17 protein-coding genes are annotated in these 21,100 nt (G+C 33.3%); 1 reads left to right on the forward strand and 16 read right to left on the reverse strand.

What is annotated here, in order from left to right:
• Positions 1-38: 38 nt before the first annotated feature.
• From hisB to ACXX80_RS12885, 15 genes are all read right to left on the reverse strand, one after another.
• Positions 39-1,175, reverse strand: a complete 1,137-nt coding sequence (hisB, locus tag ACXX80_RS12815; RefSeq protein WP_458553536.1) for a bifunctional histidinol-phosphatase/imidazoleglycerol-phosphate dehydratase HisB — start codon at positions 1,173-1,175, stop codon at positions 39-41.
• Between the two features lie 25 nt (positions 1,176-1,200).
• The gene (gene hisC, locus ACXX80_RS12820) at positions 1,201-2,250 is read right to left on the reverse strand and encodes a histidinol-phosphate transaminase (protein ID WP_458553537.1); all 1,050 of its coding nucleotides are present in this window, start codon (positions 2,248-2,250) and stop codon (positions 1,201-1,203) included.
• On the reverse strand, positions 2,240-3,532 hold the full coding sequence (hisD, locus tag ACXX80_RS12825) for a histidinol dehydrogenase (RefSeq protein WP_458553538.1): 1,293 nt from the start codon (positions 3,530-3,532) through the stop codon (positions 2,240-2,242). The genes hisC and hisD overlap by 11 nt, the downstream gene beginning before the upstream one ends.
• A 58-nt stretch (positions 3,533-3,590) precedes the next feature.
• Positions 3,591-4,448, reverse strand: coding sequence for an ATP phosphoribosyltransferase (gene hisG, locus ACXX80_RS12830; protein ID WP_417991523.1), 858 nt, complete (start codon positions 4,446-4,448; stop codon positions 3,591-3,593).
• Positions 4,449-4,722: 274 nt separating this feature from the next.
• Positions 4,723-5,232: a DUF2231 domain-containing protein gene (locus ACXX80_RS12835; RefSeq protein WP_458553539.1), complete on the reverse strand. Its 510-nt coding sequence runs from the start codon at positions 5,230-5,232 to the stop codon at positions 4,723-4,725.
• Positions 5,233-5,283: 51 nt separating this feature from the next.
• The gene (locus ACXX80_RS12840; RefSeq protein WP_417991521.1) at positions 5,284-6,402 is read right to left on the reverse strand and encodes a VIT1/CCC1 transporter family protein; all 1,119 of its coding nucleotides are present in this window, start codon (positions 6,400-6,402) and stop codon (positions 5,284-5,286) included.
• Positions 6,403-6,417: 15 nt separating this feature from the next.
• A complete protein-coding gene (locus tag ACXX80_RS12845; RefSeq protein ID WP_458553540.1) occupies positions 6,418-7,533 on the reverse strand; it encodes an efflux RND transporter periplasmic adaptor subunit in 1,116 nt (371 codons plus the stop codon).
• Between the two features lie 10 nt (positions 7,534-7,543).
• Complete coding sequence (locus ACXX80_RS12850) at positions 7,544-11,878, reverse strand: CusA/CzcA family heavy metal efflux RND transporter (protein ID WP_458553541.1); 4,335 nt, start codon at positions 11,876-11,878, stop codon at positions 7,544-7,546.
• A 56-nt stretch (positions 11,879-11,934) separates the two neighbouring features.
• Complete coding sequence (locus ACXX80_RS12855; RefSeq protein WP_458553542.1) at positions 11,935-13,329, reverse strand: sensor histidine kinase; 1,395 nt, start codon at positions 13,327-13,329, stop codon at positions 11,935-11,937.
• A gap of 6 nt (positions 13,330-13,335) precedes the next feature.
• Complete coding sequence (locus ACXX80_RS12860) at positions 13,336-13,998, reverse strand: response regulator transcription factor (protein ID WP_458553543.1); 663 nt, start codon at positions 13,996-13,998, stop codon at positions 13,336-13,338.
• An 18-nt stretch (positions 13,999-14,016) separates the two neighbouring features.
• Entirely contained in the window at positions 14,017-15,438 is a 1,422-nt protein-coding gene (locus tag ACXX80_RS12865; RefSeq protein ID WP_458553544.1) for a DUF3570 domain-containing protein, read from the reverse strand.
• Between the two features lie 44 nt (positions 15,439-15,482).
• Complete coding sequence (locus ACXX80_RS12870) at positions 15,483-15,695, reverse strand: DUF4266 domain-containing protein (RefSeq protein ID WP_458553545.1); 213 nt, start codon at positions 15,693-15,695, stop codon at positions 15,483-15,485.
• Positions 15,696-15,711: 16 nt separating this feature from the next.
• Positions 15,712-16,695, reverse strand: a complete 984-nt coding sequence (locus ACXX80_RS12875) for an FAD:protein FMN transferase (RefSeq protein WP_458553546.1) — start codon at positions 16,693-16,695, stop codon at positions 15,712-15,714.
• Positions 16,695-17,129 carry a thioredoxin family protein gene (locus tag ACXX80_RS12880; RefSeq protein WP_458553547.1) on the reverse strand — a complete coding sequence of 145 codons (435 nt, stop codon included), beginning with the start codon at positions 17,127-17,129 and terminating at the stop codon, positions 16,695-16,697. The genes ACXX80_RS12875 and ACXX80_RS12880 overlap by 1 nt, the downstream gene beginning before the upstream one ends.
• 130 nt (positions 17,130-17,259) lie before the next feature.
• A complete protein-coding gene (locus ACXX80_RS12885) occupies positions 17,260-17,691 on the reverse strand; it encodes a QcrA and Rieske domain-containing protein (protein ID WP_458553548.1) in 432 nt (143 codons plus the stop codon).
• Positions 17,692-17,937: 246 nt separating this feature from the next.
• On the opposite strand from ACXX80_RS12885, the gene ACXX80_RS12890 reads away from it, so the two are divergent.
• Positions 17,938-20,037 carry an LTA synthase family protein gene (locus ACXX80_RS12890; protein WP_458553549.1) on the forward strand — a complete coding sequence of 700 codons (2,100 nt, stop codon included), beginning with the start codon at positions 17,938-17,940 and terminating at the stop codon, positions 20,035-20,037.
• A gap of 57 nt (positions 20,038-20,094) precedes the next feature.
• Here ACXX80_RS12890 and ACXX80_RS12895 read toward each other — a convergent pair whose 3' ends face one another.
• Positions 20,095-21,093 carry a zinc dependent phospholipase C family protein gene (locus ACXX80_RS12895; protein ID WP_458553550.1) on the reverse strand — a complete coding sequence of 333 codons (999 nt, stop codon included), beginning with the start codon at positions 21,091-21,093 and terminating at the stop codon, positions 20,095-20,097.
• Positions 21,094-21,100: the final 7 nt, after the last annotated feature.

Raw genomic sequence — 21,100 nt, forward strand, 5'->3', positions numbered from 1 at the left:
TGCTCGAGTCAACCTGAAACTTTACACTTTAAACAATTTTACAATATCCCTTTCGTACTAGGCAAAATCATTTTTTCCGTATCCCGTTTTACGGCTACTTTTATTGCTTTTGCAAAAGCTTTAAAAATGGCTTCAATCTTATGATGCTCATTAGTTCCTTCTGCTTTGATATTAATGTTTGCTTTAGCACCATCTGAGAATGATTTAAAGAAATGATAAAACATCTCTGTTGGCATTTTCCCAACCATTTCGCGTTTGAATTCGGTTTCCCAAACCAGCCAGTTTCTACCTCCAAAATCAATCGCAACTTGTGCTAAACAATCGTCCATTGGTAAACAAAAGCCATAACGTTCTATTCCTAATTTATTCCCTAATGCTTTCGCAAAAACTTCTCCTAAGGCAATCGCAGTATCTTCAATCGTATGGTGTTCATCTACTTCTAAATCTCCTTTTACAAGAATTTCCAAGTCCATTTGTCCGTGACGCGCAATTTGGTCGAGCATGTGGTCAAAAAAAGCAATACCTGTTTCGATTTTACTTTTCCCGATGCCATCAAGGTTTAAGTTGATATAAATATCCGTTTCATTCGTTTTTCTTTCAATTGAAGCCGAACGTTCTTCTAATTTCAAAAACTCATAAATAGCTTTCCAATCAGTAGTTTGTAAAGAAATAACCGAATCCAATTCGTGTCTTTTAGAAGATATTTCATCTCCTCCCAAAGCTTCATCTCTGTTAATAAAAATAGCTTTTGAACCTAAGTTTTTTGCTAATTCCACATCAGTTATTCTATCACCTATTACGAATGAATTTATTAAATCATATTCTGGATTGTCAATATACTGTGTCAACATTCCAGTCGCAGGTTTGCGAGTTGGTGCATTTTGGTAAGGAAAAGTCTTATCGATAAACACTTCTTTGAAAACCACTCCTTCATTTTCAAAAGCTTTCATGATTAAATTATGAACCGGCCAGAAATTGGCTTCTGGATGAGAATCTGTTCCCAAACCGTCTTGATTGGTCACCATTACTAGTTCAAAATCCAATTCTTTTGCTATTTTACCAAGATATTGAAAAGCATTTGGATAAAATTCTAATTTTTCGAAACTGTCTAATTGATAATCATTTGGTTCCAAAACCATTGTTCCGTCACGATCTATAAAAAGTATTTTTTTCATTAAAAAAAAGTTTAAAGTTTAAGGTTTAAAGTTGTTTTAACACCTCAATTAATTTCATGTTTTCTTTTTCTGTTCCAACGGTTAAGCGCAGACAATTATCGCATAAAGGTTGGGTTGTTCTGTTTCGAATTACGATTCCTTTTGCAATCAATTCAGCATATCTCTTATTGGCGTCATCTACCTTTACCAAAATAAAATTTGCTTCTGTTGGATAGATTTTTTCGACAAAATTTACATTAAGTAATACTTTAAGTAATTCGTCTCTTTGATTTATAATAGAATCAATTTCAGATTTTATTTTAGCTGTATCATCCAGTCGTTTTAAGGCTCTTTTTTGAGTCAATTCATTCACATTATACGGTGGTTTAATTTTATTTAAAACCGAAATTACTTCCGCAGATGCATAACAAATTCCCAATCTAATTCCTGCCAAACCATAAGCCTTTGATAATGTTTGGGTAATAACTAAATTTGGATACTCATCTAATTCATTAATCCAACTTTCTTTTTTAGAAAAATCGATATAGGCTTCATCAATTACTACTAATCCTTTAAAATTTTGTAAAAGATACGCAACACTTTCATCCGAAAAGGAATTCCCGGTTGGGTTATTTGGAGAACACAAAAAGATGATTTTAGTGTTTTCATCAACAGCTTCCATGATTTTCTCAATTCGCGGTTGAAAGTCTTCTGAAAGCAATACTTCTTTATTTTCTACTGCGTTAATATTAGCCAAAACGCCATACATTCCGTAGGTTGGTGGCAAAGTAATTACATTGTCCGTTTTTGGTTCACAAAAAGCTCTGAATAACAAATCCAATACTTCATCACTTCCGTTTCCAAGCAAAATTTGATTCGTTTTGACATTTTTTTGTTTTGCCAAAATTTCCTTTACATTCATTTGTTGTGGGTCCGGATACCTGTTTACGCCATTTTCAAACGGATTTTCATTGGCATCCAAGAAAATCATATCTGCAGTATCAAAATCCTCAAATTCATCACGTGCGGAAGAATACGGTTTCAATTGCTTTACGTTTTCTCTGACTATAGTATTTATATCAAAATTATTTTCCATCTTCAATCGCTTTTAATCGTAATGTAACTGCATTTTTGTGTGCTTGTAAACCTTCGGCTTCTGCCATGATTTCGATTGCTTTACCAATGTTTTGTATGCCTTTTGGAGATATTTTTTGAAAAGTCATTGCTTTAGTAAAACTATCTAAATTTACACCGCTATAATTCTTGGCATAACCATTAGTTGGTAACGTATGATTGGTTCCTGACGCATAATCTCCAGCACTTTCAGGTGTATAATTCCCGATGAATACAGAACCTGCGTTTTGAACACCATTGCTGTAAAAATCATCAAATTCAGAACAAATAATAAAGTGTTCCGGTCCGTATTCATTGATTAATTCCAAGGCAATTTTATCATTTTCAACAAAAATTAACTTTGAATTCGCAATTGCTTTTTCAGCGATGGCTTTTCTTGGTAAAGCTTCTATCTGCATTTGGATTTCAGACTCTACAGCATCAATTAATTTTTTGGAGGTTGAAACTAAAATTACCTGACTGTCCGCTCCGTGTTCTGCTTGAGACAATAAATCCGAAGCTACAAAAGCTGGGACTGCAGTATCATCAGCAACAATTAATAATTCTGATGGACCGGCTGGCATATCGATTGCTACTCCAAACTGAGTTGCGAGTTGTTTAGCCACAGTCACAAATTGATTTCCAGGACCAAAAATTTTATACACTTTAGGAATTGTTTCCGTTCCAAAAGTCATTCCTGCAATAGCCTGAATTCCGCCTACTTTTAATATTTTAGTCACACCACATAAATTTGCGGCATACAAAATAGCGGGATTTATAGCTCCGTTTTTATCTGGAGGGGAACATAAAACAATTTCATTGCAACCTGCAATTTCTGCAGGAACAGCAAGCATTAAAACAGTAGAAAATAATGGAGCAGTTCCTCCAGGAATATACAATCCTATCTTTTGAATAGGTCTTTTTTCCTGCCAGCAGTTAACCCCTTCGATTGTTTCTACAGCAACTCTTTCTGTTTTTTGAGCAATATGAAATTTTGAAATATTAGATTTGGCTAATTCAATAGCTTCTTTTAACTCTGGAGAAACGGAAGCAATTGCTAAATCAATTTCAGCTTTTGAAACTTCAATGGTATCGATTTTTGCACCATCAAAAAGCGACGTGTATTTTGCAACAGCAGTATCACCTTTCTTTTGAACTTCATTGAAAATTTCTTTTACAGTGGCTTCAATGTCGTCAATAGTTTTGGTAGGACGCTCTAAAATTGAGGGCCAAGATTCTGCTTTTGGATTGTATATTTTATTCATTTTTAATTTTATTCAAAGATTAAATAATAGAATTATTCCGTTTTTAAACTCATAATTCTTAAAGTACCATTTTTTCAATTGGACAAACCAAAATCCCTTCAGCTCCAACTTCTTTCAACTGATCAATCACATCCCAGAAAGTATCTTTATCGATTACAGAGTGTACGCTGCTCCACCCTTCTTGTGCCAGTGGCAAAACGGTTAAACTTCTAAGTACAGGAAGAATTTTTCCAACAGCATCAATTTTGTCATTTGGAATATTCATCAAAATATACTTCGATTTTCTAGCTCTCAAAACGGATTCGATTCTGAATTTTAAAGTGTCGATTATTTTTTGAGATTCAGGACTTACTTTTGGAGAAACAGCTAAAACTGCTTCACTTTTAAAAATAACTTCAACCTCTTTCAGATTATTCTTGAATAAAGTGCTTCCGCTGGAAACAATATCTACAATAGCATCGGCTAGACCAATGTTTGGAGCTATTTCAACCGAACCTGATATCTGGTGAATATCGACTGTTACGCCTTTAGAATTAAAAAAATCAAGTACTGTTTTAGGGTATGAAGTCGCAATACGCATACCTTCTAAATCCTGAACAGATTTGTAATCAAATGCTTTTGGCACAGCAACAGATACTTTACATTTTGAAAAACCTAATTTTTGAATTACTTCGATATCCCCGCCTTTTTCAACTAATAAATTATCGCCAACTATAGCAATATCTACAACTCCATCAATCAAATATTGAGGAATATCTGAATTTCTTAAATATAAGACTTCTAATGGGAAATTTGATGCTTCGGCTTTTAATTGGTCGATACCGTTATCAATTGAAATGCCTGCATCTTTTAGAATTTGAATGCTGTCTTCGTTTAAACGTCCTGATTTTTGAATTGCAATTTTTAATGTACTCATTTTGTCTTTTTTTTTGTTTAAAATATTTTGATTGAGTACAAATATTGGGTAATAAAAAACCCGTTTGATGTACTCAAACGGGTTTTTAGAATATGATGATTTACACACATACCATTAACACATCGCTTGAGAGCAATAATGAAAATGATGATGATGTAATTGATTTGTAAACATTTTAGTGTGCTTGTTTTAATTCTTCTACAAAGATAATAGATTATTTTTTTAAAAAGCAATTTTAATTTTAACTTAACTAGTGATTTTTGTTATATTAAAATTATTTGTCATCCTCTTTGTATTCTTTTGTAGCAGATGGATTCTCATTCAACGGTGCAGAAACGGCGCTGTCTTCCCTAATCTCAGTGTGACGAATTTCTCCTCCGGATGTGCCAACATTTATTGACAAAAGACCACTTATTAAAGCTAAAATAAGCGTAATAAATGAAAATATTTTAGCTAATCGAAACTTTTTTATAGCTGCGCCCAATGAAATCAATGCAAAAATTCCGGTTACATAAAGTACTAAAGCAAATTTCTCTGCGAGTTCTTCGTGTTCATGGATAATTGCTTTACCAATATTTGGAAAATCTTCAACCATCTCCTCTGCTCCTTCGCCAGTTCCCATACTAAATGCACCAAAAATGGCTGCAACAATAAATAAAACGTAAGCCGTATTTTTTACCGAATCATTCTTTAAAAGCATTCCAGCGATTAAAATTCCTATTCCAAAAAAAGCCCCAATAATTGGGAAATGGTTAACAACCATATGTAAATGAGCATCGTTCATAATTTTTTAATTTAAAGTTTATATTCTATTGATTTATAAAAAGCTAATTTTTTATCCTGCTAATGAAACTCCAATCAAGGAACCAATTCCATAAGTTACCGCTGCTGCTACCAGTCCAAAAGAAACTTGCCTAAATCCAGAAAATAAAATGCTTTTTCCTGTCAATAGAGTAATTGCGGCACCTATTCCAAAAAGGCCAATAACGCTGCTTCCGACACTCAATAAAATGGCGTTTTTTCCGTCTAAAAACATAAAAGGATATAATGGAATAATAGCTCCAATGGCAAAAAGCACAAATGAAGCTGTTGCTGCTTCCCAGGCTGATCCTCCTAATTCTTCTTTGTCAATTCCTAATTCCTCCGTGATAATGGCATCAATCGCCGTTTGAGGATTTTCAAAAGCTTTGTCAGCCAGTTTTTGTGCTTCGACAGCATTCATTCCTTTGGCCTGATACAATAAAACTAATTCTTTTTTCTCTTCTTCAGGAGAAGCTTCCAATTCTTCGGTTTCCAAATCAATTTGGCGCTGGTTTAATTCTCTGGAACTTTGTACCGAAAGCCATTCGCCTAATGCCATTGAAATTGCTCCTGCCAAAAGTCCCGCAATACCAGTTAATAATATCGTATCATTAGAAACAGCCGCACCAGCAACTCCCATGACCAAACTCATATTTGAAACCAATCCATCATTGGAACCTAAAACAGCGGCACGCAAGGCATTTCCACCTACTGATTTATGCCTGCTTTCAAATTTAGACAATAAGCCTCCGGAAACATTCAAAGCAGCATTATTATTTACTGCTTCAATAATATTAAGATGATTGTGCTCAAAACCTGTTGGTTTCTCTCCGCTTTTAAGTTTATTTTTAATTGAATTTACTGCAAATTGTTTTTCAATATTGGAAAGGCTGCTAATTATAGAACTGTAACCAAAGATTTTACCCAACTTCAATTGAAATTTAGCTCTTCCTGATGGTAAAGGCATTTTGTAATTTGGTTCCAAAGTCAACACTTTATCAAACATATGTTTCGCATGTCCTTTTTCAATTTCACCCAAACTCAATAATACTCTTGAAAGATTATCATCCGATTGAATAGCGGCAATACTGTCATATAAAAAAGCAGTATCGACTTCTGTTTGTAATTGATCTTTTAGTTTATTCAAGTCCATTTTATTTGCTTTTTATTAATTAACCAAATCGAAAACACCCTTTGTCAAAATTTTCGAAGAAGAATTGATTAAAGTATTTGGAAATATTTCGACAAAATTTTCAGACTTCTCGCCTATTGTAACACTTACTTTCTTGAATGAATACCCGTTTTTTTCATTGCCCAATAAAAGTACGAAATTTTTGTTATTTTCAGTAACTAATGCTTCCGAAGGAATGGCTAAACCTTTTTTTGAATCGATAATTATTCCAGCTTCTACAAACATTCCCGTCAACAGTTTTTGTTTTATCGCATCGTCTAAATGTCCGTGAATATTAATCGTTCTGTCATTTCCTTCAATTGATTTTCCAACCAAATGTACTTCGGCATTAAAAACATCTTTTGAAGCTTCAGGAACTTTAAAATGAATTTTTTGCCCAATTTTTACATTCAAAATATCTTTTTCAAAAACGGCTAATTCTAAATGTAAGTGATCTGTATCGACAATTTCTAAAATCACATCCGAAGGTGCTACATACATTCCCACATTGGCGTTCATAATCACAATATCACCTGTTATTGGGGAAAAAATAGTGATTGTTGAAGTCAAAATTCCTCTTTCTACATTTCTAGGATTAATGTTCAAAAGCATCAATTTGGTACGTAAACTTTGATGCATGGCTTTTGCTCTTTTATAGTCGCTTTCGGCTTTTAAGTAGTTTTTTTGCGAAGTAATTTTCTCATCGTACAAAGTTTTTTGGCGGTCGTATTCTGATTTCAAGAAATTAAGTTGCTCCGCTACTTCCATATACTCTTTTTGAATATCCAGAAATTCAGTGTTTTGTAAAGTCAATAAAGCTTGTCCTTTAGTGACTCTATTTCCAACCAAAAGCGTTGTGGATTTCACATAACCACCCATAAAAGTGTTCACTTTGGCTCGATTTTGCGGCGGTACATCAATTTTTCCGGATGCTTTTACCGTAACATCAAAATCCTGTTCTGTTGGACTCGCAATCTCCATTCCCGAAGACTTGAATTGGGCGGAAGTTACAGTTGTCAAACCGTTGTCTTTTTGTTCCACTTCTTCTGTTTTTGATTCTTTACAAGAAAATAAAACAAGTGATAAAGCAATTATATAGAGAGATTTTTTCATTAGTTGTATTTTAAAAATTTAAGTATTGTAAATCTAATTGGGTTTGGTTGAATTGTAAAATAGTATCTAAATAGTCCACCTGAATGGTTGTCGCATTTTCTAAACTTTGTATGTATTGAAAAAAATCAATCTCACCATGTTTGTAGCTATTGTTTCCTACTTTTATAATCTCATCCGATAATTTTTTTCCGTACAGATTGTAGTAGTTTATCGCTTCCTGATACTTTGCTAATTCATTCTTTTTTTGATTGATGAACTTTTCTATTTTTACTTCCTCGTTTTGTTTTTGTTGTTCCCAACTTTGTAATTCAAGTTGTGCGACTTTACTTTTAGCAACTTGTCCCGAGAATAAAATCGGTACTGCTAAACCAACTTGAAAACCATACAACGATTGTGATAAACCGTTATTTCTTCCTTGAAAATAATCCAGGTTAATATCCGGTAGCCAATGCTGTTTTTGTAGCTTTATTTGATTTTTATAATTATCAGTAACACTTTCTAAATAAGTAGAATAAGTCAATTTACTTGTTTCAGCAGTAAAAGTATTTAATGGTGTAATTGAATTGCTATTTATTACTATTATTTCATCGGTTTGAAGTAAAGATTGCAACAGCTCGTATTGTGCTTTTTTATCATTCTCAATTTGAGAAAGTTTGGTTCTTATTTGTCTGAATTTAGCTTGAGCCGTAATTTTTTCTAGATAATTGGTTTCTCCTAATTCAAAACGCCTGTCGCTTGCTTTAGAGAAATTTTGGTACAAACTATCCAAATATTGATATAGTTTTTCTTGATGTTGCAAATAAACGATATGCTGATACGATTTAGAAACAGCTAAAGAAAGTTTGTTTTTTTGAATATCAAAATTGGCTTTTTCCCTTTCATATTCAGAAGAAAATACTTTTTTCTGCGCTCCGTAGACCGTTGGAAAAGAAAAACGTTGCTGTACACCAAATACTCGTAAAGGCTCGTTATTCAGTGCCAAATTATTTTGATCGTAACTGTAATAAATATTGGTTTTATCAAAAGTATTTGCCGTTTTGATGTTGGCTTTTGTTTTATCCACTTGCAATTGAGCCGCTTTAATTCCTTTATTATTTTGAATTGCTTTTGACAATAAACTATCTAATTCCGGATTAGAATTTTGTGAAAAAGCCAAGGAAGAACTCAACAATAACAAAATGATATAAGTGGAACTTTGATGTTTCTTAAACTTTGCTTTTTTGAAGTATTGACTATCAAAAACCTTATATAAAATAGGCAGCACAATCATCGTCAAAATAGTTGCCGTAAACAATCCGCCAATGACTACCGTTGCTAATGGTCGTTGCACTTCGGCTCCAGCCGAAGATGAAATTGCCATGGGTAAAAATCCTAATGCAGCCGCAGAAGCGGTTAATAAAACTGGACGTAATCTATCTGTTGTTCCTTTTAAAATTAATGCATCGATATCTTTCATGCCTTGGTGTTTGAGTTCTTTAAAATGTTCGATTAGGACAATTCCGTTTAATACTGCAATTCCGAAAAGCGCAATGAAACCAACGCCTGCCGAAATACTAAACGGCAAATCTCTCATCCACAAAAATAGAACCCCACCAACTGCTGATAAAGGAATCGCTGAATAGACCATTAAGGCTTCTTTTACAGAACCAAATGCAAAATACAAGAGGATAAAAATCAAAAATAATGCGATAGGAACTGCAATCATCAATCTGGCTTTGGCACTTTGTAAATTTTCAAATTGTCCACCATATTTCACGTAATATCCTGCTGGTAATTTGATTTTGTTTTCAACAATTTGCTGAATATCAGTAACTACACTCTGTAAATCTCGGTTTCGAACATTGATTCCCACTACAATTCTTCTATTAGTATTGTCTCGAGAAATTTTTGCGGGACCCTCAGTATATTCGATGGAAGCCAATTCGCTCAACGGAATTTGTTCTCCGTTAGGTGTTGGCACATATAAATTACGTAAATCTTCAATGTCGTGACGATTTGCTTGATCCAAACGGATTACCATATCAAAACGTTTCTCCCCTTCAAAAACATTTCCAACGGTTTTTCCGGCAAAGCCCAGCGCAATCATTTCATTCAAATCGGCAATATTCAACCCATAACGGGCAATTTTAGAACGATCATAAACTACGGACATTTGCGGTAAGCCTTCTGTTTTTTCGATGATAATATCCGAAGCGCCTTCTACCTTTGCAATCGCATTTTTTATTTCCTCAGCTTTTTCAGCTAAAATAGTTAGGTCTTCGCCAAAAACTTTAACCGCCACATCAGATCTTGTTCCAGAAATTAATTCGTTAAAACGCATTTCGATAGGTTGCGTAAATTCGATTTCCATATTCGGGATTTGTTTTTCCAATGCTGCTTTTATTTTATCTGCCAATTCATCTTTGGTGGAAGCCGAAGTCCATTCTGATTTGGGTTTCAATTTTACAATAACATCACTTTCTTCCATAGACATTGGGTCTGTAGGCACTTCGGCAGCTCCAATTCTGCTGACAACTTGTGTGACTTCCGGGAAATTCTTAAGGATTATTTTCTCTATTTTGGTCGTTATCGCTATTGTTTTTGTCAAAGAAGTTCCTGTTTTTAAAACCGGCTGAATTACAAAATCTCCTTCATCAAGCGTCGGAATAAATTCTCCTCCCATCGTTGCAAATAATCCTACGGCCAGCAATAACAATCCTAATGCACCATACAATACTTTTTTGGTATTGCTTATTGCCCAAGTAATTATGGGTAAATACCAGGAGTTGAGTTTGCGAATTAATTTACTGGATAATGAATTTGGATTTTCTTCTTTTGGCTTCAAAAATAAAGAAGAAACGACTGGAACATAGGTAAAACAGAAAATCATCGCGCCTAATAATGCAAAACTAAATGTCATAGCCATCGGTTTGAACATTTTACCTTCAATTCCAGATAAGGATAGGATTGGAATGAAAACAATCAGAATAATCAACTGGCCAAATATAGCCGAATTCATCATTTTGGAAGCACTTTTATAGGTGATTTGATCAATTTCTAACTGACGTTCTTCCTTGCTGAGATTTACTAAATGAGCGGATTTACTTGCGATTTGGAAAGCTATGAACTCGACAATAATTACGGCACCATCGATGATAATTCCAAAATCTATCGCTCCCAGACTCATTAAATTGGCATCGATACCAAAAATATTCATAAACGAAATGGCGAATAATAAACACAACGGAATCACAGACGCCACGACTAATCCGGAACGCCAGTTTCCTAATAACAAAATGACAACAAAAATTACAATTAAGCATCCTAAAATCAAGTTTTCGGCAACTGTAAAAGTTGTTTTTCCTACTAACTCGCTTCGTTCCAAAAATCCATTAATGTACACGCCATCAGGTAGTGATTTTTGGATTTCGGCAACTCTGTCTTTTACATCATCAATTACCTGTTTAGAATTTCCGCCTTTTAGCATCATCACTTGTCCCAAGACTTTTTCACCTTCGCCATTACCCGTGATTGCACCAAAACGGTTGGCATGACCAAAACGAACTTGTGCTACATTCTTGATATAAATGGGTAATCCATTAGCATTTGCAACAACAATATTCCCAATTTCCTCCAGTGAATTTACTTTTCCTTCACCCCTGATAAAATAACTTTGGTTCACTTTTTCGATGTAGGCGCCTCCTGCAATACTGTTGTTTTTTTCGAGAGCGGTGAAAACATCAGCTGTTGTAATGTGCATCGCTTTTAAACTCGATGGACTAATCGCGATTTCGTATTGTTTTAAAAAACCACCCCAAGTATTAATTTCTACAACACCTTTGATTCCTGATAACTGACGTTTTACCACCCAATCCTGAATGGTTCGTAAATCAGTAACGGAATAATTATTCTTAAATTCTGGTTTTACTTCTAATGTATATTGATAGATTTCTCCAAGTCCTGTGGTAATTGGACCCATTTCAGGTGTTCCAAAACCTTGAGGAATTTTTTCCGAAGCAGTTTTTATTTTTTCGGCTATAAGTTGTCTTGGAAGATAGGTTCCTAAATTTTCATCAAAAACAATCGTGACAACAGATAAACCAAATTTTGAAATAGATCGAATTTCTTTGACACCTGGCAAATTTGCCATTTCAATCTCAACCGGATAGGTTATAAACTGTTCGATGTCCTGTGTAGAAAGATTACGAGAAGTGGTAATTACCTGAACTTGGTTATTCGTGACATCTGGAACTGCTCCAATAGATATTTGGAAAACAGAAAACAAACCAAATCCAAAAACTCCTAAAGTAAAGAGTAAAACTATCAGTTTATTTTTTAAGCTAAAAGCAATAATTTTTTCGAGCATTTTTATCTTATTTATACTTCAAAAGTAAAGTTTAAAGATAAGGATTTCCTTAAGAATTACTTAAGGTCTGCTTCAAATAAACTTAAAATTACTGTAGTTCCAATATTTTCCTTGCTGGTAATTGCAATTTCAATATTGAGCAAGGAACACAATCTTTTTACGATAGATAACCCTAATCCTGTTCCTTTAATTTCTGGATGATTACTGGATTTTGAACGGTAAAACTGATTGAATATTTTTTCTAAATCATCTGCGGGTATTCCAATTCCGGAATCACTGATCTGGCATTCAATTTTAGAACCAATCGCTTTTATAGTAACTTGAAGATTCCCATTTTGATTTGAATATTTTAATGCATTCGATATCAAATTATTAATCACTATCGAAAATAAATAACTATCCGTTTCTAAGTAATAATCCTGCGCAAATTCAGTCGAAACTGTAATATTTTTAGATTGAACAACAGTGGAGTTTCGGGCAATAGTATCTAAAAATAAAGCATTTAGATAAACTTTCTCTGTTTTTAAGGTTTGCTTTTGGTTTTCAAATCGAGCCAATAAAAGCAACTGATCTACTAAATGATTCAACCGATTCACTTCTGTGACACAAAAATTAATTTTTTCTTCATATTCAGCGTGATCTCTAGGTTTGCGAATCAAAACTTCCAAGGTTCCTTTGATTACAGTTAATGGCGTTCTTAATTCATGCGATGCATCAGAAGTAAATTGCTTTTCGCGTTCAATGGCAGTTTCTATTCGGTCTAATAAATTGTTTATCGTTTGAGATAAAACAAACAATTCATCACGGTTTTGCGGTAACGGAATTCGGGAAGTAAGATTGTCTTTGGTAATAATATTAGAAGTTGTAATGATGGAACTAATCGGTTTTATACTCTTTCCGGCAAAAAATCGAGCAATAAAAAACAATACTATCAGAATTACAGGATAGGCAATTATCAATACTTCCGATAAATTGTTGAGTACCATTGTTGCATCTTCCAGTGACATGGCAATCATGACATATCCAATTCTTTTGTTTTTTTGATAAATAGGAACCTGAATTTGACGGATTGCGTTATTCGCTAATTTGGTGTCAAAAAGTTTGTTCTCCGCGTTCTTTTTATCAAAAATTAAAGTAGATTTTTTAAGATTAGGTGATTTTTCAATCACATTTCTATTTTGATCTACAAACTGAATAAAAACTGGATTTACGTCGAGCGTGTTGTGTTCCCTTTCCTTCCATTCTTCCTCATGAATCAGACGAAAACTATCGCCAACAATTACAATTTCACTGAGATGTTTTTCAACTTCACTGGTAACATCGTTGTTAACATGGCTATAAACACTGAATTTAACGATAGAATAAATGATACAGAAAACCACAAAAATCAATAAAGCTGTGGTAACAATATAGTTAGAAGCAATTCTATTTTTAAAGGAAAGTTGTTGCATTTTTATTTAATCGTTAGCAATATAACCTACACCACGAACGGTTTTTATGTAGTCTTGTTCAATTTTCAAATTCAATTTTTTGCGAATCGCATTCATAAAAACATCAATAACGCCGGTATCGTATTCAAAATGAATGTCCCAAACATCCTCTATAATCTGGGTTCTGGTACACACTTTTCCTTTATTTTTTACCAAATACGTCAATAGTTCAAATTCACGCTGCGTCAACGCCACTTCAATTTCATTTACTAAAACACGATGTTGTGGAATATCAATTTGAATTGTTCCAAGAGTCAGAATTTCATCTTCATTTTGGTTTCTGAAATGAATTTTGATGCGTTCTACTAATTCATCAAAACTAAAAGGTTTCTTGATGTAGTCATTGGCACCCGCTTTCAATCCTTCAATTGTTTCCTGAACGGTATCTTTTGCTGTGAGAAAAATGATTGGAGTTGTACTGTTTTTCAATCTAATGGATTTACAAAGTTCTAATCCAGTCATTTTTGGCAACATCCAATCTAATAAAATCAAATCGAAATTATTTTTTTGAGTCAGCTCAAATCCTTTTAAACCATCCGAAGCACTAGTGATTGTATATCCTTCTTCTTCTAATCCTTGCTGAAGAAATTGAACAATACCAGCTTCATCTTCCACGATTAATATGTGCATAATTGAATTATTTAGGCTTTATTGCATTACAAATTTAAATGCAATTGTACCAATGTTAGCATTTAGATTATCACTTCTTTCATAATGATTGAATCTAAAATCAATGTTTTTTAAACCAAATTTCCAAATTTTTGCACCAGTAAAAATATCGGTATAATTGATACCAAAACCATATTGATTCGCATCAAATGTAGCTAAATCTGCATCAGAGGTATAATATCTTTCTGTTGATAAATGGGTTTCGTAAGGTGCATAGTATTTTGAAGCCGTTTGTGTGTAATAGCGATACATTGGAAAAACAGTAAACTTATCGGATAATTTTATAGGAAGTTCAATAGTTGCGGTGTGCGATTGAATATCCCAATTATCAGAGTAAAAACGATAATAAGTTCTTAATATAAATCGCTCATTTATATAATAATTCAAACGCGCTCCAACGGGAAGTTTAAATCTGGAATCCGGTAATCTTTCGATATCATCCGCCAATTTGTAAACTCCAGCGTTAGTTGGACTTTCGTATGTATTAATATATTGTGCCTGACCGATGTAATAATTAGCTTTATCAGCAAAATAAATTCGGTGATAAGGAGATGACAATAAACCTTGTTGTTGCAAAACATCAAAGAAGATTGAAAATTGCAGTTTTTTAGTTAAAACCTGAGAGAAACCTACAGAAGCTGAATAAGAGTTTCTATTAACGCCACTAACCGTTTTAAATGCTGAAGGCAAATAATTTGTTGTAGTTTGTCCATTTTGATCCAAAACTGAAACACCATTAAAATACCCTTGGGTTAAGAAATTAGTACCATATTTTGAATATTCGTGAAGCTCTGTTGGATAAATAGGTCTCCATTGATCAAGATATACATTAGCTTTCAAACTTAATTCGGTGTTTTTTTCATTAAAAAGAGTAGCAATTCCTCCTCCAAAACCTACCGAAGTATAGTCATACTCATTTGAAAAAGAAACATCAGTATTCCAAATAAAATTTCTGGAATCACTACTATGGCTGTAATTAGCAACAATTGACACTAATTGATCACTTTTAGAAGCACCTGATGAAGCTTGCCAAGGAGTTCCACTAGGCGTTGCAGCAGCTAATCTGTCATCATCACCGCCAGAAGCTCCTGTAGCGTTGAACGGATTTATATTACTCGACGAAGCTGAGGAATAGGCTGATATTCCCAAATCAATGGTTAAAACATCGTCTTCATTTAAAGGCATCGCTACCACAATATTTGAAGCAACATCAGTTAATTTTTCAGAACCAATACCTCCTGAAACAGCTGATCTTGAGCCGTCCTGATTGTAATAACTGGCTAAAAAATCGACCTCAGTACTTTCTAATACTCGTTTTTTAAATGCTGGCGCGGTAGTTTTATCCTGCGAAAAGGCAATGCTACTGATTAATCCTAAAAGAAATAAAAATTTTATTTTCATTGTATAGAAATTATTATTTACTATCTAAATCGTTGTTTTGTAAATTAGTTGCAACCGCAACCACCGCCTGATTTACCACCATTTGCTCCAGCGGCAGCTTCACGATAAACTTGAAAAGAAGTTTCGTAACGTTCTGCAGTTCTTGCAGATAGTTTCATATCAGGATCATTTATTTTTTCTTTTTCATATTCTTTTACTGAACTACAGGATTGTAAAATCAGCAGTACAAAAAACAAAACTGTTATATTCTTTATCATTTTAAATGTCTTTATATTAATTATATTTTTTGATGTCAATTCCTTTTGATGAATGAATCTTGCCTTTATCATCAACAATAATGCATTCAATTCCTTTAAGTTGATTTACTAAATCCAATCCCACTTCTACTCCAAGAACAAAAATTCCTGTAGCCAAAGCGTCAGCAATTTCAGTTTGCTTTGCAAATACAGATACACTCACCACACCAGTTGCCGGATAACCAGTTCTGGGATCAATTATATGGGAATACCGTATTCCATTAAAAATGACATACTTCTCATAACTTCCTGAAGTTTCTACAGCACTATCTTTTAATGGAAATGTGGCAAAAACTTTATTTTTATTCAAAGGATTTACAATTCCCACATTCCACGGTTTACCATCGGGTTGTTTTCCCCAAGCATTAATATCTCCGGAAACATTTACTATTCCTGATGTGCAACCTTTTGAAACCAATAAATCTTTCGCTTTATCAGCAATATAGCCTTGACCAATACCGCCCAAACCTAATTTCATTCCTTCTAATTTTAGAAAAATGGTTTGTTCCTTCTTGTTTATAATAATATTTTTATAGCCAATTTTTGCAACTGATTTTTTTATAGCTTCTTCCGTCGGCATCACTTTCATTGAGCCATCAAATTTCCATATCTTGTCCATAGAAGCATAGGAAATATCAAAGGCACCATCTGTAATTTGGGAAATTTTAATTGCTCTTTCGACCAATTCCAAAACTTCAGAATCCACTTTTATAGGTTTAATACCTGCATTTCGGTTGATTTCTGAAATTTGTGTGGTGGGAATCCAATCTGAAATTAAATTTTCAATTCGTTTTACTTCGGCTACAGCCAAATCAATATATTCATTGCCTTTCAGAGTGTCATTTGCAACAGCAGTAACCTCAAACGGACTTCCTAACATCGACAACTTTCTCTTATGGGCGATTTGACCAACAGAAATGAAGGTTGTAAATAATAAAAATATTAAAAGTATACTCCTCATTATTTTTCAAATGAATGAATTAGTTTGATATAATCAGCTGGAGAAAGGTTTTTGAAACCTGTGATTCCTAATACATTCCCCGTTTTGTCCAAAAGTAACACTAATGGAAAATTTCCTGATTTATTGTATTTTTCAGCCAACTTTTTATTGCTCTCCATTAACTCTGGCGTTAGTTGATTTGCTTTTTTCTTTGGAAAATCAGCTTTATAAATGACCCATTTTTGATCAGCATCCTTTTTAAATTCTTCGGATTTCCAAATGGTATTTTCTAATTTAATGCATGGAGCACACCAGTCTGACCCTGAAAAGACAAGAAGGATATTTTTGTTATCAGAAATTGACTGCGCTTTTGCTTCTTCAAAATTGGTTTTCCAGTTTTGAGAATACCCTATCGTTCCTATAAAAAGAAACAAGAATAAGACCTGTTTTTTCATCTTTTAAATCTGTTTTAATACTGTAAAAGTATTTATTTCTAGTGAAGTATAGTTTTCTTAAAGTGAAAATTAAGACAGAATTAATTTAACGACTTTTTTATAGGTATCCACAATTCTTTTATTTCTTGAACTAGACAATAACAGTTAAAGTTGTTCCAGACAATGTAGTCTGATATTGTTTCAAATTGGATGGTGCTGGTCCAGAAATTACAGTACCAGTACTTGTAAACTGAGAATTATGTCTTGGACAAACAAATTGATTCCCTGATTTATCATAACCAAGCGTTACACCTTCGTGAGTACATGAAGAGGATACTGCCAGAAAAGTTCCTGTCGTGGTTCGTGCAATAATAATTCCTTTGGTTACTATGAAACCACCATTTGTCGCCAAAGGTCCTGTGCTGATATCAACTGTAAAATTACTTGTAGCTGTTGGTGTTGAAGAATCACCAGTACTGGAATCGTCTGAGCTACAACTCGTAGCCAAACCGGCTAAGCAAGCAGGTACTAAAACAGTTGCTGCTCCAAATCCTACTCTCGCAAAAAATTCTTTTCTAGTCATGATTATTTTATATTTAGATTAGTTAATATAATTACATACGCAAAAAAAATAGTTATAGTTTTTATCAAAAAGAAAATGAACCTTTATAAATGTGCGAAATATTTCTATGATTGTTTTAAAATTTAATAGTATTCATTCAAAATTGATAAAATTATTTAAATCGATACTGCATATTGAAAAAATATTAAGCAATTCTTAAAAATTAAGGTTAAAATTATATCTACTTTTGCCTGTAAAAATAGCATCATGAATTTTCTTAAAAAATCATCCCCTTTTTATTATTTATTGCTTTTCTACATTGTAGTGAGTTTCGTTTTAAGGTTAATTCTTTTTTTTCATCCTATAACGCAAACATCATTTACTTGGACTGATACGCTGTCTTTGTTTGTTTTTGGATTCATATCGGACTTTTTTATTTTTGTTTTACTTAGTGGCTTTTTATGGCTTTATCTTATTTTTATATCTAATTCTAAATATTTAAAACCCTACGGTTATATCATTTTTGGAATGCTGGTAATCATGTTGCTTTATGTTTCATCGGGAAAAACTATTCTAAATGAATATGGTGGTGCTTTGCCAACAATTGGTATAGCTTTCATTTCCATAAAAACAATATTATTTGGAACATTGCTTTTCTTTCCTACGTACCGAAGCCAAATCAGGTTTTGGTTGTTCTATTTTGTGATTTTTCTTTACGTAGTTTTAATTTTACAAAATGGAATCAGTGAATACTTTTTCTGGAATGAATTTGGCGTGAAATACAATTTTATAGCGGTAAATTATTTGATTTATACCAATGAAGTGATTGGAAATATCATGGAATCGTATCCTGTCATTCCTCTATTTTCCGGACTGTTTATCATTGCTGGAATTGTAACCTACCTAATTGTAAAAAAATCAAAAAACTATATTGAAAGCATTCCTGCTTTTGTAGAAAAAATAAAATTATCCGGGATTTATTTAGTGTTGTTTGGTCTTTCTTTATTGGCAATACCATTTTTGTCTACCAAAGAGAATGCTCATAATGTTTTTGCAAATGAACTTCAGGCAAACGGTATTTACAAATTCTATCTGGCATTTATGCATAGTGAGTTGGATTATTTCAAATTTTACAAAACAGCTCCCAGTAGTGAAGCATTTGCACAATTAAAGCAACAAATTCCTTCCATTTCAGGTGAAACAACTTTGAGACAAATAAAAAATGAAGCTGCAGAAAATCATAAAAACGTCGTTTTGATAACTATTGAAAGTTACAGTGCTGAGTTTATGAAGATGTATGGTAACGAAAAGAATATTACTCCGTTTTTAGATAGTTTGGCAACCAAAAGTTTAGTTTTTACAAACTTATATGCTGTAGGAAACAGAACGGTTCGCGGACTTGAAGCCGTTACGTTGTGTTTTCCTCCTACACCCGGCGAAAGTGTGGTAAAACGAGAAGACAATAAAAATAAATTTTCTACGGGTAACATCTTTAAACAAAAAGGATATACTGTAAAATTCATGTACGGAGGCGATGCTTTTTTTGATAATATGGAAGATTTCTTCACAGGAAATGGGTATGAAATTGTGGATAAAAAAACATTTAAACCAAATGAAATCACTTTTGCGAACATTTGGGGGGTTTGTGATGAAGATATGTATACCAAAGCCATCAAAGAAATGAACAAAGAAGCAGCGGCAAATAAGCCGTTCTTCAATCATATTATGACCGTTAGCAATCACAGACCATTTACCTATCCAAATGGTAAAATTAATATTCCAGGAGATGCAAAATCTCGTGATGGCGGTGTAATGTACACGGATTATGCGATGAAAAAATTCTTTGAAATGGCAAAGAAACAGCCTTGGTTTGCCAATACCGTTTTTGTGATTTTAGCCGATCATTGTGCTTCGAGTGCAGGAAAAACAGAACTTCCGGCAGATAAATACAGAATTCCGGCAATGATTTACAGTCCTAGTTTTATTGAACCAAAGAATTATACTAATCTGATGTCACAAATAGATATTATGCCAACGGTATTTGGACTATTGAATTTTGATTACCAAAGTAAATTCTTTGGTCAGGATGTTTTAAAACCAGATTACAAACCCAGAGCTTTAATTGCTACATATCAGGATTTAGGATTGATTAAAGACAATGTTCTAACGATTATTTCTCCTAAACAAAAAGTAAAACAATTTCAATTAACTTTGAAACCCAACCAAAAAGTAGTTTCTGATTTTCAAATATTTTATGATCAAATACCGTTGAAAAAAGAAAGAATAGATTTAGTAAACGAAACAATTTCATACTATCAAACTGCATCGAATATGTTAAAGAAAAAGAAATACCAAAAAATTAATTGACATAAAAAAACGGGTGAAACTAATGTCTCACCCGTTTTTTAATTAAAAATATATCAGTTATTCTTTTTCATTTATTAAACCAAAAAGAGTTCCTTTTTCAAAAGTTTTTAAGTCCTTTTTCAAATTTTTGCTGTTACGTTTTGTAAGTTCGTTAGCATCAAGAGTACTTAAATCCGGTTTTCCTGCATTAACCCATGCAGTGTACCAAAAACTTGCAGTTGCTGTAATGGCTTTTTTCATTTGTTGTTCAACCATTCCGTTTAAATCAGTGTGTAATTTCCCTGCATATTCATCAGAATACAACGTTCCACCGTATTTGTTTTTGACAACATTTCCATCGGCATCAGTTACATACATCTTGCTTTCAGCAGTTGCAATTCTTAGTTTTTTATCTATCGCTAATAGAGGTTCTACTAAACTATGCGTGTCAAAAATCATGTCCCATGTTGCTTTTTCTACATTTTCAAGATAAACGCCTTGCGGTACGTTGAACTTATAATCTTTTGCAAACAATTCAGGCAAACGACTTTCCCACAACGAATGAATTCCTTTTTGGTTGGTATTTTGCCCGTCGTGATTATCAGATGTGTGCAATGGCATGTGCGCATCAGCAATATAATGCCCTAAATCAGCTGCAATGAATAATATTTCGTTCTTTCTTTTATCCTTGAAAGCTTTTGTTAATTTCACCATCATATCCTGAATATACCAAGGTAAAATTCCGTTTTTGGTCAAGAATTTTTCGTCGTATTTTAGCTTCGCTTCGTCCATAGTTTTGGGAAAAGTTTCCACAGCACCAAAATTCTCCATATCAAAATAATGACGCGGTGGTTCCATTTTATCATTCAAAACGTTGCGTCTTAAATCTGGAACAGTAGATTCTTGAGTAATAAAATCAATATGATTGTAAAAAAAAGTTTGCAATGGTTTTGGCAATGCCATCACCGCTGCTCTATTAATTCGTTCATGTCCAATAACTCCCCATGACAAAAGAAAAAGTGCAACTCCAAGAACAGATAAAGTGATTAGTGTAGGTCTAATTTTAAAATTTTTCATTAAATTT

Source organism: Flavobacterium sp. GNP002, from assembly GCF_054343795.1.